This window comes from Paenibacillus motobuensis (genome assembly GCF_039521865.1).
GTDB lineage: Bacteria > Bacillota > Bacilli > Paenibacillales > Paenibacillaceae > Fontibacillus > Fontibacillus motobuensis.
Window position 1 is genome coordinate 132,756 of sequence record NZ_BAAACX010000027.1, and the last position, 13,027, is coordinate 145,782.

A 13,027-nucleotide genomic window follows, 5' to 3' on the forward strand; every position below is an offset into this window, starting at 1 on the left:
TATGGCTATTGTCCCGGTTCAGAATTCCTTTATAGAGGTTGTTCAAAAAGGCCGCCTTGTGCTTCTATCTATTTCTGCGTCGCAGCCCATTCAGCCAGCTGCTTATCGACCTCGGCCTTTACTCTATCGAAGCCTGCGGATTTGCGTTTCTCTTTCCACTTCTCAATCAGTTGTTCCGGATTAACTGCTCCAGACCGTAACGTAGCGCCGAATTCTTTCTCAACGTTCGCGAGTGACGCCATTTCCGATTTTACCGGCTCCTGATTAAAGGAGAAGCCGAGCGCGATGGATCGCTCCGATCTGTCATTGAACTTCTGGAATTCCTCCCACTTATTCGGATCTTCATTTACCCAAAGATAAGAATTAAACTGGTTACCAAACATCCAGCCGCCAGGGTTAGGATAAGTCTGTGTATCCGCATTTACGCCCTCTGGAAAATCGATAACATTGTCGCTGACTTTCACATAATGCTTGCCTTCAATGCCCCAATCGAGCATATTCAACAGAACTGGATCTGTATAGAGCATATTAAGAAACATCATCGCCCTAGCCGGGTCTTTTGAAGTCCGAGAAATACCAAGCATGGCCCCCTGAGCATCCCCCGTAGTCGTAAATGGCTCTGCCGTCTCAACTTGAACCATCTCCACGCCAGCGCTAAGGCTCATCTCCTTGTCTTTGCCAGGCTTCAGCGATTGAGAAACTGCAAAGGCCTTGCCTGCTTTAATCATATTGATACCTTGATCAGAATCCGAAGTCAGGATATCCTTATCGAACCACCCGTTTTGATTCCACTGATGCATCCGTTTATAGAAGTCAATGTATTTGGGATCTTCCAGCATATCAACAGCCTTAATCTCTTTGCTTCCCCGCGGAATGCCTAAGTTACCGACGATAAAGTCATAGTTAGCCGCGTCCCAAATATTAGCGAATTTACTTGAAACTATAGGAATGACGCCTGGTTCGTTCTCTTTAATCGTCTTGAACATGGCTTCCATATCTTCAAGGGATTTCACACCATTAACATCGAATCCATATTTATCTACTAATTTCTTATCCAAGAGGAAGCCGAAGCCTTGACCGAACTCCTTCTTCGTCGGAAGAGCGTACAGCTTGCCAGCGATTCTTGAGCCTTTGATAAAGTCATCGCCAAGCACACCAGGAATATCTTTGCCGTATTCAGCCATCAGGTCATCCAGCTCCAGGTATTGGCCCTTGGCTACATCCTTTGCGTATGAGAACCAGCTCGCTGTGAACATCAGGTCGAACGGCTCATTGGAGACCTTCATCAGGTTCGTCTTGTCGTCCCAAGATGCCCACTCGATTGGCTTCAGTTCAATCGTGGCATTAATCTTCTCCGTCAAATACTTGCTCATCTCGTCCTGAACCAGCTGAAGATCCTTAGCCGCCGCAGCTGGGTAGACCATCGTAATTTTATAAGGGCTGAGTCCACCGGCTCCTTCTTTATTTTCCGATTCTGTCTTATTGCCGGAGGTGTCCCCTGGGCTGGCCGACTTGTTGGAATCCCCTTTCCCGCATCCCGTCAATAGCAGTATTCCGCACAGCATAATCACGAACAGTAAATAAAACGTCTTCTTCATATTTGCGCTGTTCTCCTCTCAAATCATACTTGTACTAGCCTAATCCCCCGGAATTGCAGTAAATCTTAATTCGTGCCAGTCAGCCCCACCTCCTTCATGAAATGTACCTCTCTGCTTCCATCCTGCTTAACCTTTTACTGCGCCAGACGTAATTCCACTTATGTAATACTTCTGGAAGAATGGATAGGCAAACAATAACGGGGCCACTCCGACAATCGCAAGTGCCATTCGCACTGACTCTCGCGGCATCTTCGCCAGCAACTCGCCGACCTGGGCTGAGCTGTTGGACTTCATCAGCAGATATTGAATGTTAGTGAGCGTCTTCGTCATTAAATATTGAATGTTGTATAGGTCCGGCTTGTCGATAAATAGCATACAGTTATACCAGTCATTCCAGTAGGCCAGTGTGTTGAAGAGTCCGATCGTCGCCATTATCGGTAAGGATAGCGGTACGACGATCTTGAAGAAGATCGTAATCTCACTCGCCCCATCAATCGTCGCCGACTCGATCACCGTCTCCGGTATGGTCGTAGAGAAGAAACTTCTCATCAAGAGTACATTAAAGGCGCTTAATAGCAGATTCGGAATAATCATAGAGAAGATCGTATTCTTAATGCCAAGCATATTAACATAAGTAATGTACCAAGGCGCGAGCCCCCCACCGAACAGCATCGTGAAGAAGATGTAGAAGGATAGCGTCCGCCTGAATGGCAGGCTCGGCCTTGATAACGGATAAGCAAACAGTGATGTAATTAACAGGCTTACGACGGTACCTATAAGAGTAGCAATGATGGTAACTCCATACGCCCGAGCAATCTCAGAGAAATCATTGAACAAGAATTTATAAGCTTCGAAGCTGATCTCGTTGGGAAATAAGGAGAACCCTTTCTGCAAAATAGAATCCTCGCTTGAAATAGAGACCATGAATATGAGGATAAACGGAACTAATGATATGATCGTGAAGCACCAGAAGAATAGGTGAATCATCGCAGGGCCGATTCGTCTGGATATGTTTAATTCTCTCACGTTGTTCTCTCCCTCCCTGTTTAATTGTGTGTTCAAAAAGACCGGTTTTTAGCACCGAGAAGGTTGGATGAAGCTAGAGACTGAGGAGCGGAGCGTACGTAGTTGGTACGTGAGCACCGGAAGGCTCGGCTAAATTCAAGATTCGATGTCGAATAAGCTCTCAGTGTCACCTCGTGATCTAAAGCGGGCTTTTTGAACAACCTCTTTAAAACAATGCGCTCTGTTTATTAATGCGTCTGACAGCAGCATTGGCGATTAGAATCAAGAAGAAACAGATAACAGATTGATAGAAGCCCGCTGCCGTAGACATTCCGATGTCTCCCGATTGGAGCATGGCACGGTAGACAAATGTATCGATAGTCTGTGTCGTCGGTATAAGCGCACCGGTATTCATTGGCACTTGATAGAACAGGCCGAAGTCCGAGCGAAGTATCGTACTTACTGCCAGCAAGGTCATAGTAACGATAACCGGCATAATGAGCGGTATCGTAATCCGGGTCATTTGCTTCCATTTGCTTGCCCCATCGATCGTAGCTGCTTCGTAATATTCCTTGTCGATACCAATGATGGAGGCAAAATAAATAATCGATAAATATCCGACGTTCTTCCAAGCGTTAACGATAACAAGAACGTAAGGCCAGTATTTCGGCTCTCCGTACCATGAGATGCCATCCATAGTGAACCACTTGATCAACAGTCTATTTACTAGCCCATTCTCTGCATTCAAGAAGCTAAATACGAGATAAGCGACAACGACCATTGAAATAATATGCGGGAGCAGGAAAGTACTCTGGTAGAAACGGCTGATCACTTTATCCTTGATCTCATTGATCAGTAGCGCGATCAGAACAGATAGGATGAGATTTAATAGGATGAAGACGGTATTATACAAGAGTGTATTCCGGGTGATGATATAAGCGTCTTCCGAGTTGAACAGGAATTTGAAATTGTTCAGTCCGGACCAGGCACTGCCCCAGATCCCATCCACGTAGTTGTAATCTTTGAAGGCAAGAATAACGCCGTACATCGGAATATAGTTATTGATGAATAGATAGATAATCCCTGGCACTGTCATTAACAGCAGCCATTTATACTTCTTTACATCTCTTTTTAACCGTGATAACTTACTCACACTCCCACCCCTCCTCTAGTTGTGTAACCCCTTACAACACTCATTCTAGAGTTTGCTCCTGGACGTAACCACCATCCTAATGACTTTCTCATAACACGTTGGTGACTTCTTCTCATCAAGTCAAAAATACACTGATAACTAGTAAATAAAAGACATTGACAGGGTCCTCGCGGATCATTATGCTAAGGGCGTGATATCGCTTCATACATGCATTTGAGGAGGATTTCTATCATGAATACCAAGCAGATCGAACGTGTCTTTATACTAGGAATGGACGGAGCCGGGAACTTCATTCAGCATACAGATACGCCAAATATTGATGCATTCTTGAGCAAAGGAGCCGTTACATATATGGCCCAGGCCCAATCGCCTACGATCAGCGCGGAATGCTGGGGTTCCATACTTCACGGCGTAGTCCCGGAGAAACACGGATTAAATAATGAAATAGCTTCCACTCAAGTCTATCCTGCGGATTCGCCATATCCATCGATATTCAAACTCGTACGGGAGGCTCAGCCTGAAGCCAAGCTTGCAGCCTTCTCCAGTTGGTCGCCTATCGTCAGTGGCATCATCGAGGAAGGATTCGATATTCATAAGGAAGCATTGCCGGACGAAGAGCTCGTGGGCGCTATCGAGACTTATATTCAGAACAACAGCGACGTTAAGCTGCTCTATATGCAGCTCGATGATCCAGACGCTTCTGGTCATAAATATGGCTACGGTCCAGATTCACCGAATTATCTTAAAGCCATTACCAAAATGGATGATCTATTTGGCCGCGTACTACGCGCAATTGAACAGCAAGGCTTGCTGGAAGACAGCCTCGTGATCCTCCTTACCGATCATGGCGGCGGCGGAGCTGATAAGCATGACCACGGTAGCGATCATCCGATGGACAAGAATGTATTCTGGGGCTGTGTAGGCCCAGGAGTCTCAGCCGGTACTGTCTTGCCGGAGCTATTCATCGTCGATACCGCAGCAGTCGCTTTACAAGCCCTTGGTCTTGAGCTGCCTGCTAATTGGGATGGCAAAGTACCTGCTTCTTTGTTCAGCTAATCGTACATGCTTAGTAAGTCGAGAGCTTGCTGCTCGTTTTTCGTCTAACGAAACTACAGAGCGCTATTTTCGCAGAAACAGCGGTAAAAAGTTTTTAACGAAACACCATATCGTTATTCCGGGTAAATTCCGGCTTTGAGCCCCAAACTGACTCCAATAGCGATACCCAGTTTCGTTAAAATTGGGGACAGTCCTTTTGGGCGTAATAGCGATACCACGTTTCGTTAGCTGTTGCACGTTATCAAAAGCGAAAAGGGAGAATGGTGCGGGATGAGGAAGCAGTTGCATTTCAAGGAGGATGGAACCTTCAAGATTGTTCAGTTCACGGACACGGAATTCTGTGAGCCGTGTGAGGAAGAAGCACGAATGAGTGCTATGATGCGGGCTATCCTTGAGGCAGAACGCCCGGACCTTGTAGTGTATACCGGGGATGTTATTGCCAGCAACAAGAGTCCGGACCCGGTACAGGCGTTCCGCGATGCTGTAGCCGTGCCGGAGGAACTGCAAATTCCTTGGGCAGCCGTATTTGGTAATCATGACTCCGAAGCGCCGGATTTCACGCGAGAACAATTGCACAAACTTCAGTTAACGCATAAATTCTGTTACGCAAAACCTGACCCGCCAAATGTCCACGGCTCTGGCAATTATGTGCTTGAGATTCTGGATGGACATCATCTACCTGCTGCCGCGCTTTATTTTCTTGATACAGGAAGCTACTCCCTCTTGGTACATCATGGGGTAGGATATTATGATTGGATAAGAAGAAGTCAGATCAACTGGTATACCAGGGCTTCCCATCAGCTGACAGCAAATAATGGCGGCTCACCTCTTCCTTCGCTCGGCTTCTTCCATATCCCGTTGCCCGAATATCGTGATATTTGGGATTTCAACGAATGCTATGGGCAGAAGCTGGATCGATTGATCTGTGCGCCACCGCTGAATACTGGATTCTTCGCAGCCATGGTCGAGATGGGCGACATCATGGGCACCTTCGTCGGTCATGACCACGGCAACGACTTCTGGGGGACTCTACACGGCATTCGCCTCTGCTACGGGCGGACTACCCGGAATGCTTACTTGAATCAGCCGTTCGCCACCGGTGCTCGGGTGATTCAGTTAACGGAAGGACAGCGAAGCTTCGATACCTGGCTGCATCTTGAGGACGGGACGATCATCCGTGACCAGCCTAAGCATATGCCAGAGGGCCGTACACCTCAGATATCATTAAGTTAGAAGTTCTCAGCTCCACTCAGGTCTATTCTCATAATAAAAAGGGGTTATCTCAGTAGTAGACATTCTACTTACGAGATAACCCCTTTATTATGAGTCGTTAACGGATTTTCGCCTTGCGGAATCCCCCAATGACGCTGAGTGCACCGAACAACATAAAGAGGAAAATGCCTCCTCTAACAATGCCGGCTTTAAAGCCCTCGACACTAACTGTAAACAAATCAGCCATATAAGCGATAAAGTCTGCATTGAAGAGATTCGGGTTGAGTAGGATGACGGTCATGATAAAAATACCTATCAGTTGAACTACCATATTAAATATCGCCAATCTAGGTGTCCATTGACCGACGATATATTTATAGAGAGCCAAAGCGACTTCAAGTCCAGCCAGAATGAGCACAAGCGGCCAATATTGAAGCAATACTCCTTGGTTAAACATTCGATACAGAAGTTGGACCCCATTCTCCGTTCTCAGGTATACAACTACAAAATGATCTGCATAGAAATACAGACTAGTCCAGATTGCCGTCCATAGTAAGCTTCCAAATACATCAGCCTTAGAGATTGCTCTCTTCTTGGGAATATAAGCAAGCTTCTTCAAATCATCCGGCTTCCATTGTTTAAACTTGGAGGTGGGTAGCTCGGTCCCCTTATTCACATCTGCCCGCTCAATAATCGCAAAAATTACCGTAATCCAGAAAAATGCCTGAGTAATTACTCCGAATGAACCGACGATTCCTTGGACAATCAAGTTTACAAAAGTATTGGTCATTGCATTCAATTCTGTACCGCCGCTATAATTGATCAGATGCCCAGCAACGGTAGAAATTACCGAGATAATGATAGCGATCGGTAATATTATCTTCAGTAATGAAATGTACATCTCATAATAACGCGGTCCGATCAAATGCATTGGCCGATCTAAATATCCGCTGGCCAGCACGGCAGGGTTGCCCAGCTTCGCAAGAGCCTCCTTGATATCATCCTCGTTGTAATCATCCGGAAGCATATCTTCGATTGTGGATCGAAGCTCCATGGATACATCGTCCCGATCCTTCTCTGGCAGCCGCCTGGTAACCTCCTGAATGTAAATATCAATCAGATTCATCGCCATCCTCCTCTTCTAATAAGCGGTACAGTTCTTTCGTATTACCCAACCACTCCTGCTTCAATTGCCTATAGATCTCAAATCCGTATTCACTCAGCACATAATACTTTCGGGGTCTGCTCTCGGTTGTATCCCAGCTGCTGGTGACCAATTCCTGCTTCTCAAGCCTCCTTAGCAAAGGATACAATGTGCTCTGATCAATCCCAATGCCGGACTCCTCTAGTAATTGCACTAGTGAATATCCATATTGAGGCGTTTGCAATTGACTTAATACAGCTAAGGTCAATGTCCCTCGTCTAAGCTCCGTTATGAGAGAATTCAGTAGAGTACTCATGAAGTACACCTCTTTTTCAACTTAACTTACTATGTGTCGTACAGTATATGATTTATACTATGCATCATACAGTATTATTGTTTCGAAAGCAATTTATTTTTCCCACTAATTCACAAACTCTATTTATGTTTCCTGTTCCCCACAAGACTTTAGCCACAAAAAATAAAAATCGGCAGCTCGACTTCGGTATAACACCGAAATCAAACCACCGATGATAGCTATATTCAAATCCTGCTGCTTACTTGGCAGTTACGCCGCCGTCTACAGGCAACTCTATCCCCGTAATATAAGAGGATGCATCCGAAGCAAGGAACAGAACGGCCTTGGCTACTTCAGAGGCTTCACCTACGCGTGGCAGCGCCGTCTGCATCAAGAACCATTGCAGCATTTGCTCATTCTTAATCAGATCCGAACTCATTGGAGTCTCGATAAAGCCAGGGTGAACGGAGTTCACACGGATATGATCCTTACCGAAATCAACGGCCGCCGCTTTGCTCAACATCCGAACCGCTCCCTTCGATGCCGTATATGCACCAGCACCACTACTACCCGTTAATCCGGCGATCGAAGATATATTGATAATCGAGCCGCCTTGCTTCTTCTGCATATGTGGAATGACATATTTCATTCCCAGGAAGACGCTCTTTACATTGATATCCATCACTTTATCCCATTGAGAGACCGTTGTATCCAGTAGTCCGGTAGGCAAAGACACACCTGCATTATTTACGAGAGCATCGATTTTACCGTGCTTCTGTATGGTTCCGTCTACGACCTTTACCCATTCTTCCTCAGAAGCTACATTGTGTGCATAAGCAACTGCTTGCCCGCCCGCAGCTTCAATCTCTTGAACTACAGCTTGCACTGCGGCTTCATTAATATCTGTAGCTACTACACTAGCTCCCTCTTTGGCGAACAGAATAGCCTCTTCACGGCCCATACCGCTTCCTGCACCTGTGATGATTACTACTTTACCTGTCATGCTTGCCATACTTACATCCCCTTTGTGATTGGTAAGTAAATTGTCGAAATAAATAATGATAGATATACTATCATTATGATATTTATCATATCATTATCTATTTACAAACTCAATCTCTCATCAAGCCTACCCACGCCAGCAATACAAATATCAAAAAGCCTTCCTTTCGTCTAACGAAAAGAAGGCCTTAAATGAGTACCTTACTGTCTATTATGATTTATATTTCTGGACGAGCTCTTGCAGGGCTGCTTTTACATCTCCGTTATAGAGACCACCATGATAGCAGATGATACGCTCTATATCATAATCCAGCAAGCGCTCTACAGAGCGTACTGACTCTTCTAAATCAAGGGTAAATTGTGGATTGGCGATATTTAGCTGACCCTGCTCAATAACTAGGGCATCTGCCGCAATTAATGTTTTGCTGGAGGGTAGATATAACGAGATATGACCTGGCATATGGCCGGGCGTATGAACGATCTCGATTCCCCCGCACCAAGGCAAAAGTTCGTTGCTGTGGACCGTCTGATCGACAAGCGCCGGTTCGAGCGATTGCAGCGAACGAATAAATTGCTCTGCCTGTGGCTTGGCTTCATCCGGTATAGAACTAAGGGTGGATTGCGCTTGCTCCAGCCGTAGCGAACGTCTCGTTCCGTCAACATATGGTGCATCCAATTCATGCGCAATGATCCTGATATGTGGATAAGTCCGTTTGATCTGCGCAAGGGAACCGATATGATCGATGTCGTGATGTGTCACGATCAGTTTGGTAATCGACTCGAAGGCGATGCCATGCTTGTCAGCCGCGGCTTCCAACAGATGCATAAAATCAGGATAACCACAGTCAATGAGAATAGTATCCCGCTCATCCTGCAGAAGAACCGGAGTAATCACCTGCTTGTGCCCGCCATACTCAAATTCGATATCGAGCAAATGATAATTATTCATAGCTGCCTCCTTGTATCTATGTTGTTCAAGACTAAGCTTAGCTGATAACATAGCTAGGGAAAAGGACAAGCATGACCCAGCATCAAAGTCGTCCGCCTCGATGTTCGCGAATAATTCTTCTTACGCTATGCTCGCTTAAATAATAATGTTGCGCAAGTTCCTTCACCGATATTCCTGAACAGAAACTTTGCAGGATCTCGGCATTCCGTTCTTGAAGCATCCGCCTATAACCGGAACACTCCCCCCATTGCCGCTTCTTCTCTTGTCGGATCGGAATATATAAATAGTCGCCCTGGATATATTGTTGAATACTGCGTATCAGTTCCTCTGGTAATATCGATTGTGCATTCTGGTATTTCATCTTTCTACTCCCATCTATATAGCTTATCGCGATATATAGAGGAGCAGAGAGCTCCAACTCAGTATGTGACAGGCTCTAAGCAAAGATCAGTTGGAACCCTCTGCTCAGAGCCATATCCATAGATACGTACTAGCAAGTTTATCATGCAATCAACTCCTGTCTTTAAGCAATGTGTAATGAAGTATATTTCCGTCTGCCTACTATTTGATTCTCAGGTTCTTCGTGATGGATTCACGCTCGCTCTTCGTCAGACTGCGGAATACAAGGTCATAGGAATGGTCGACCATCGCCTGCAGATCCGCAAGTGGAAGACTGCCGTCCACAATGACTGTATTCCAATGCTTCTTGTTCAAATGATACCCTGCTATTACGCATTTATGTTGTTCTCGTAGGTTCTCGGCAATGATCGGATCACATTTCAATGAGATGTTCACCGTGTCCTGCTGTCCATGCTCGCTTAGAAGGGCAAACATCTTCCCCCCCACCTTCATCACGAGGGGCTCCGGGCCGAATGGATAATCCTGGACCGCCCCTTTTTTGGAGGTACAATAGGCACTCAGCTTACTATACACAGGAATCTCTCCTTTATCCTAAAAAATAAGATGCTGGTGCTAATATACCACGTTTGCTGGAAATATCGTATCATCTGTGAGTTCATCCTTCCTATACCTACCGGTTCGAACAGACCATTCTGGAGTAAATAGAGGAACGATTATAAGAAGAGTTCCTTCATTTCATGGATAGCTTTATCTTTAAAAAATGCCGTGTTATACTTACTTTTATAAAGTTACTTAATTTGCTTGTTGATTCATTAAAGGTAGAGTGTCGTACTCCAGAAATCCCCACAAACATTGACTTCTCTAACGAAACTGGGTATCGCTATTTAGGCCGAAAAGGGCTGCTCCAAATTGTAACGAAACTGGGTATCACTATTGAAGCAAAAAGGTGGCCTAAAGTCTGTATTTCTCTCAAATAACGATATGGAGTTTCGTTAGATTAATTTTCCCGCTGTTTTTGGAAAAATAGCAATCTGTAGTTTCGTTAGAGCTTCAAACGGGATTGATTTTTGCATAAGCCCAATCGACAGTCTGAATTAAGAACCTTCCCCTGGTCCGCTTTCTTATTGAATTCGAACCCCAGGGCACACTAAAATACTACATAAACAGAGGTGACCTATGTTAACGATCTACCCGGAAAATCAGGCTGAAAGAGACAATTATAAGCTGCTAATTGGCAGCATCATCCCGCGCCCTACAGCGTTCATTACAACACAGTCCAATGCTGGAGTAGTAAATGCCGCTCCGTTCAGCTATTTCAATGTCGTGACCGCATACCCGCCAATGATCTCTGTATCGATTCAACGGAAACAAGGCGACTATAAGGATACTTCAAGAAATATCATAGAGACGGGAGAGTTTGTCGTTCATATCTCAGATGAGGATTATATCGAAGCGATCAATCAGACGGCTGCCAATCTTCCGCCGAAAGAGAGTGAAGTAGAACTAGCGAAGCTCACCACCGTTCCCAGTGATAAGATCAAAGTCCCCGGCATAGCCGAAGCCAAAATCCGTATGGAATGCGTGCTGGAGAGAGCGATTGAGTTAGGCGGAACGCCTTCATCCCCGACCTGTGACCTTATTATCGGCAGAGTTGTCTGCTTCCATATCGAGGATAATCTGTATGAGAATGGGCGAATTGATGCCGAGAAGCTCAAGCCAGTCAGTCGCCTTGCTGGCAATAACTATTCGAAGCTGGGTGAAATTTTCGCAATTGCACGTCCAGAGTAAATAAGCAGAAGCCATATGAGAGGAGACAACTAACATGCAAAATCGAAAAGCATTGGAGAAGGACTATGGTCTTATTCTGGATCTATGGGAGAGGTCTGTTATAGCTACCCATCATTTCTTGGCTGTCGATGATAGGCTCAAGCTAAAGGAGGAGATTCCCTCATACTTTCCACATCTTGATGTACGACTATGGTATATTGAAGATCGATTCATCGGATTCTCAGGGGTTCACGAATCCCATCTCGAAATGCTATTTCTTGATCCCGATCTTACCGGAAAAGGGTACGGGAAACAAATTATCCGATCTTTGATCGACGATTATGGAGTAACAAGCGTGGATGTGAACAAGGACAATGAAAATGCCATATGGTTCTACTTAAAAAGCGGCTTCACCGTTGTCGGCGAGAAACCGACTGATGGCGAAGGCCGCCCCTATCCGATCTTAAATCTGAAATTAAAATCCCAATGATTATCGCAATCATCGGGATTTACTATATCTCCTACCCTTCAACCCCGTCGTCAATATGCCTTCCACGAAGTATTTCTGAGCGATGAAGAAGAGCAGAATGCAAGGTACAATACTGATTACAGACATATCGCTCTTCCTCTATTTCATATCTGATTCTGCTTGCGGTACTGCAGCGGAGAACGTTTCACAATCTGCTTGAACACCCTGCCGAAATGAGCAATGCTATCAAAGCCCGTCTCCTCAGCAATCCTCGTAATCTTATCATCCGTCTCCCGCAGCAGGGTCTGCGCTTCCCGGATTCGTATATAGTTCAAATATTCAATGACGGTGAATCCCGTTGTCTGCTTGAAAATACGGCAAAGATAGGTCTCGCTAATGTAGAATTGCTCAGCAATCTCCGGTAAAGTCAGCTTCTGCCTATATTCTTTATTCAAATATTCTGTTGACCCGCTTCCTGCCTCCTTCTGCTCACGCAGCATGGTATGGAACAGATCTTCAATCCGCCCCTGCTCATGTACATCTGGACGAAGCAAGAAGCTCTCCCCGTTATACAGAGGCAGTTCCCCCACTCCCAAGCTCAGCAACGGCTCAATGAACAGGTCATCGAAATTAACCAATATCCGCTCATGGGAGGACCGTCCCTTGCTCATCGTTCGGTGTAAATGGTTCTTGTTAATGAACAGCAGATCGCCGACCTGCAGAGCATAAACCCGATCATTAATATAGTAGTACCGTTCTCCGGACAGTAAATAATAGATTTCATAGCTCTCATGAAAATGATCAGAATCCATATTAAAATGCCTGGTCCGCTTGATCTGCTCTACGGCAAAGTATGGTGTTGTACTCACATAACATCCCTACCCTCTTGCTGAAAACTGAACATTTGGGACATGCAATTTAGGATAAAATATGCATAGTTTTTATTGAAATGACTAATAAATGCTTAGATTCTTGCATTTCATATACTATAAAATAGATTTATACCAATGTAAATGA

At 45.2% G+C, this 13,027-nt stretch carries 14 protein-coding genes; 4 read left to right on the top strand and 10 right to left on the bottom strand.

Going from position 1 to position 13,027, the window contains the following annotated elements:
- Positions 1 to 68: 68 nt before the first annotated feature.
- The 3 genes from ABD014_RS23705 to ABD014_RS23715 all read right to left on the bottom strand — a co-directional run bounded on the left by ABD014_RS23705 (position 69) and on the right by ABD014_RS23715 (position 3,699).
- Positions 69 to 1,598: an ABC transporter substrate-binding protein gene (locus tag ABD014_RS23705; RefSeq protein ID WP_343865558.1), complete on the bottom strand. Its 1,530-nt coding sequence runs from the start codon at positions 1,596 to 1,598 to the stop codon at positions 69 to 71.
- Positions 1,599 to 1,724: 126 nt separating this feature from the next.
- Positions 1,725 to 2,585, bottom strand: coding sequence for a carbohydrate ABC transporter permease (locus ABD014_RS23710; protein WP_379337267.1), 861 nt, complete (start codon positions 2,583 to 2,585; stop codon positions 1,725 to 1,727).
- A gap of 244 nt (positions 2,586 to 2,829) precedes the next feature.
- The gene (locus ABD014_RS23715; RefSeq protein ID WP_343865632.1) at positions 2,830 to 3,699 is read right to left on the bottom strand and encodes an ABC transporter permease; all 870 of its coding nucleotides are present in this window, start codon (positions 3,697 to 3,699) and stop codon (positions 2,830 to 2,832) included.
- A gap of 288 nt (positions 3,700 to 3,987) precedes the next feature.
- Here ABD014_RS23715 and ABD014_RS23720 point away from each other — a divergent pair, with 288 nt between their 5' ends.
- Together ABD014_RS23720 and ABD014_RS23725 are read left to right on the top strand one after the other, a co-directional pair.
- Positions 3,988 to 4,812 carry an alkaline phosphatase family protein gene (locus ABD014_RS23720; protein WP_343865563.1) on the top strand — a complete coding sequence of 275 codons (825 nt, stop codon included), beginning with the start codon at positions 3,988 to 3,990 and terminating at the stop codon, positions 4,810 to 4,812.
- Between the two features lie 270 nt (positions 4,813 to 5,082).
- Positions 5,083 to 6,045: a metallophosphoesterase gene (locus ABD014_RS23725; RefSeq protein ID WP_343865565.1), complete on the top strand. Its 963-nt coding sequence runs from the start codon at positions 5,083 to 5,085 to the stop codon at positions 6,043 to 6,045.
- Between the two features lie 97 nt (positions 6,046 to 6,142).
- Here ABD014_RS23725 and ABD014_RS23730 read toward each other — a convergent pair whose 3' ends face one another.
- The 6 genes from ABD014_RS23730 to ABD014_RS23755 form a co-directional block, all read right to left on the bottom strand.
- Complete coding sequence (locus ABD014_RS23730) at positions 6,143 to 7,150, bottom strand: HAAS signaling domain-containing protein (protein WP_343865567.1); 1,008 nt, start codon at positions 7,148 to 7,150, stop codon at positions 6,143 to 6,145.
- Positions 7,137 to 7,484 (bottom strand): PadR family transcriptional regulator, encoded by a 348-nt coding sequence (locus ABD014_RS23735; RefSeq protein ID WP_343865569.1) that lies wholly within the window; start codon positions 7,482 to 7,484, stop codon positions 7,137 to 7,139. Before ABD014_RS23735 ends, ABD014_RS23730 begins: the two co-directional genes overlap by 14 nt.
- A 238-nt stretch (positions 7,485 to 7,722) precedes the next feature.
- Positions 7,723 to 8,475 carry an SDR family NAD(P)-dependent oxidoreductase gene (locus tag ABD014_RS23740; RefSeq protein WP_343865571.1) on the bottom strand — a complete coding sequence of 251 codons (753 nt, stop codon included), beginning with the start codon at positions 8,473 to 8,475 and terminating at the stop codon, positions 7,723 to 7,725.
- A 201-nt stretch (positions 8,476 to 8,676) separates the two neighbouring features.
- Positions 8,677 to 9,414 carry an MBL fold metallo-hydrolase gene (locus ABD014_RS23745; protein ID WP_343865573.1) on the bottom strand — a complete coding sequence of 246 codons (738 nt, stop codon included), beginning with the start codon at positions 9,412 to 9,414 and terminating at the stop codon, positions 8,677 to 8,679.
- Between the two features lie 82 nt (positions 9,415 to 9,496).
- Positions 9,497 to 9,775, bottom strand: a complete 279-nt coding sequence (locus ABD014_RS23750) for a CD3324 family protein (protein ID WP_343865575.1) — start codon at positions 9,773 to 9,775, stop codon at positions 9,497 to 9,499.
- A 200-nt stretch (positions 9,776 to 9,975) separates the two neighbouring features.
- Positions 9,976 to 10,347, bottom strand: a complete 372-nt coding sequence (locus ABD014_RS23755) for an MmcQ/YjbR family DNA-binding protein (protein WP_343865577.1) — start codon at positions 10,345 to 10,347, stop codon at positions 9,976 to 9,978.
- A gap of 603 nt (positions 10,348 to 10,950) precedes the next feature.
- Here ABD014_RS23755 and ABD014_RS23760 point away from each other — a divergent pair.
- Both ABD014_RS23760 and ABD014_RS23765 read left to right on the top strand, forming a co-directional pair.
- Positions 10,951 to 11,562 (top strand): flavin reductase family protein, encoded by a 612-nt coding sequence (locus tag ABD014_RS23760; protein WP_343865579.1) that lies wholly within the window; start codon positions 10,951 to 10,953, stop codon positions 11,560 to 11,562.
- A gap of 34 nt (positions 11,563 to 11,596) precedes the next feature.
- Positions 11,597 to 12,031 carry a GNAT family N-acetyltransferase gene (locus ABD014_RS23765; RefSeq protein ID WP_343865581.1) on the top strand — a complete coding sequence of 145 codons (435 nt, stop codon included), beginning with the start codon at positions 11,597 to 11,599 and terminating at the stop codon, positions 12,029 to 12,031.
- A gap of 143 nt (positions 12,032 to 12,174) precedes the next feature.
- Here the strand turns inward: ABD014_RS23765 and ABD014_RS23770 are convergent, their stop codons facing one another.
- Positions 12,175 to 12,879, bottom strand: coding sequence for a helix-turn-helix transcriptional regulator (locus ABD014_RS23770; RefSeq protein WP_343865583.1), 705 nt, complete (start codon positions 12,877 to 12,879; stop codon positions 12,175 to 12,177).
- Between the last annotated feature and the right edge of the window lie 148 nt (positions 12,880 to 13,027).

Coding starts and splice junctions, on each gene's coding strand:
- ABD014_RS23705 (WP_343865558.1), bottom strand. CDS start 1,598: ATGAAGAAGACGTTTTATTTACTGTTCGTGATTATGCTGTGCGGAATA.
- ABD014_RS23710 (WP_379337267.1), bottom strand. CDS start 2,585: ATGATTCACCTATTCTTCTGGTGCTTCACGATCATATCATTAGTTCCG.
- ABD014_RS23715 (WP_343865632.1), bottom strand. CDS start 3,699: ATGACAGTGCCAGGGATTATCTATCTATTCATCAATAACTATATTCCG.
- ABD014_RS23720 (WP_343865563.1), top strand. CDS start 3,988: ATGAATACCAAGCAGATCGAACGTGTCTTTATACTAGGAATGGACGGA.
- ABD014_RS23725 (WP_343865565.1), top strand. CDS start 5,083: ATGAGGAAGCAGTTGCATTTCAAGGAGGATGGAACCTTCAAGATTGTT.
- ABD014_RS23730 (WP_343865567.1), bottom strand. CDS start 7,150: ATGAATCTGATTGATATTTACATTCAGGAGGTTACCAGGCGGCTGCCA.
- ABD014_RS23735 (WP_343865569.1), bottom strand. CDS start 7,484: ATGAGTACTCTACTGAATTCTCTCATAACGGAGCTTAGACGAGGGACA.
- ABD014_RS23740 (WP_343865571.1), bottom strand. CDS start 8,475: ATGGCAAGCATGACAGGTAAAGTAGTAATCATCACAGGTGCAGGAAGC.
- ABD014_RS23745 (WP_343865573.1), bottom strand. CDS start 9,414: ATGAATAATTATCATTTGCTCGATATCGAATTTGAGTATGGCGGGCAC.
- ABD014_RS23750 (WP_343865575.1), bottom strand. CDS start 9,775: ATGAAATACCAGAATGCACAATCGATATTACCAGAGGAACTGATACGC.
- ABD014_RS23760 (WP_343865579.1), top strand. CDS start 10,951: ATGTTAACGATCTACCCGGAAAATCAGGCTGAAAGAGACAATTATAAG.
- ABD014_RS23765 (WP_343865581.1), top strand. CDS start 11,597: ATGCAAAATCGAAAAGCATTGGAGAAGGACTATGGTCTTATTCTGGAT.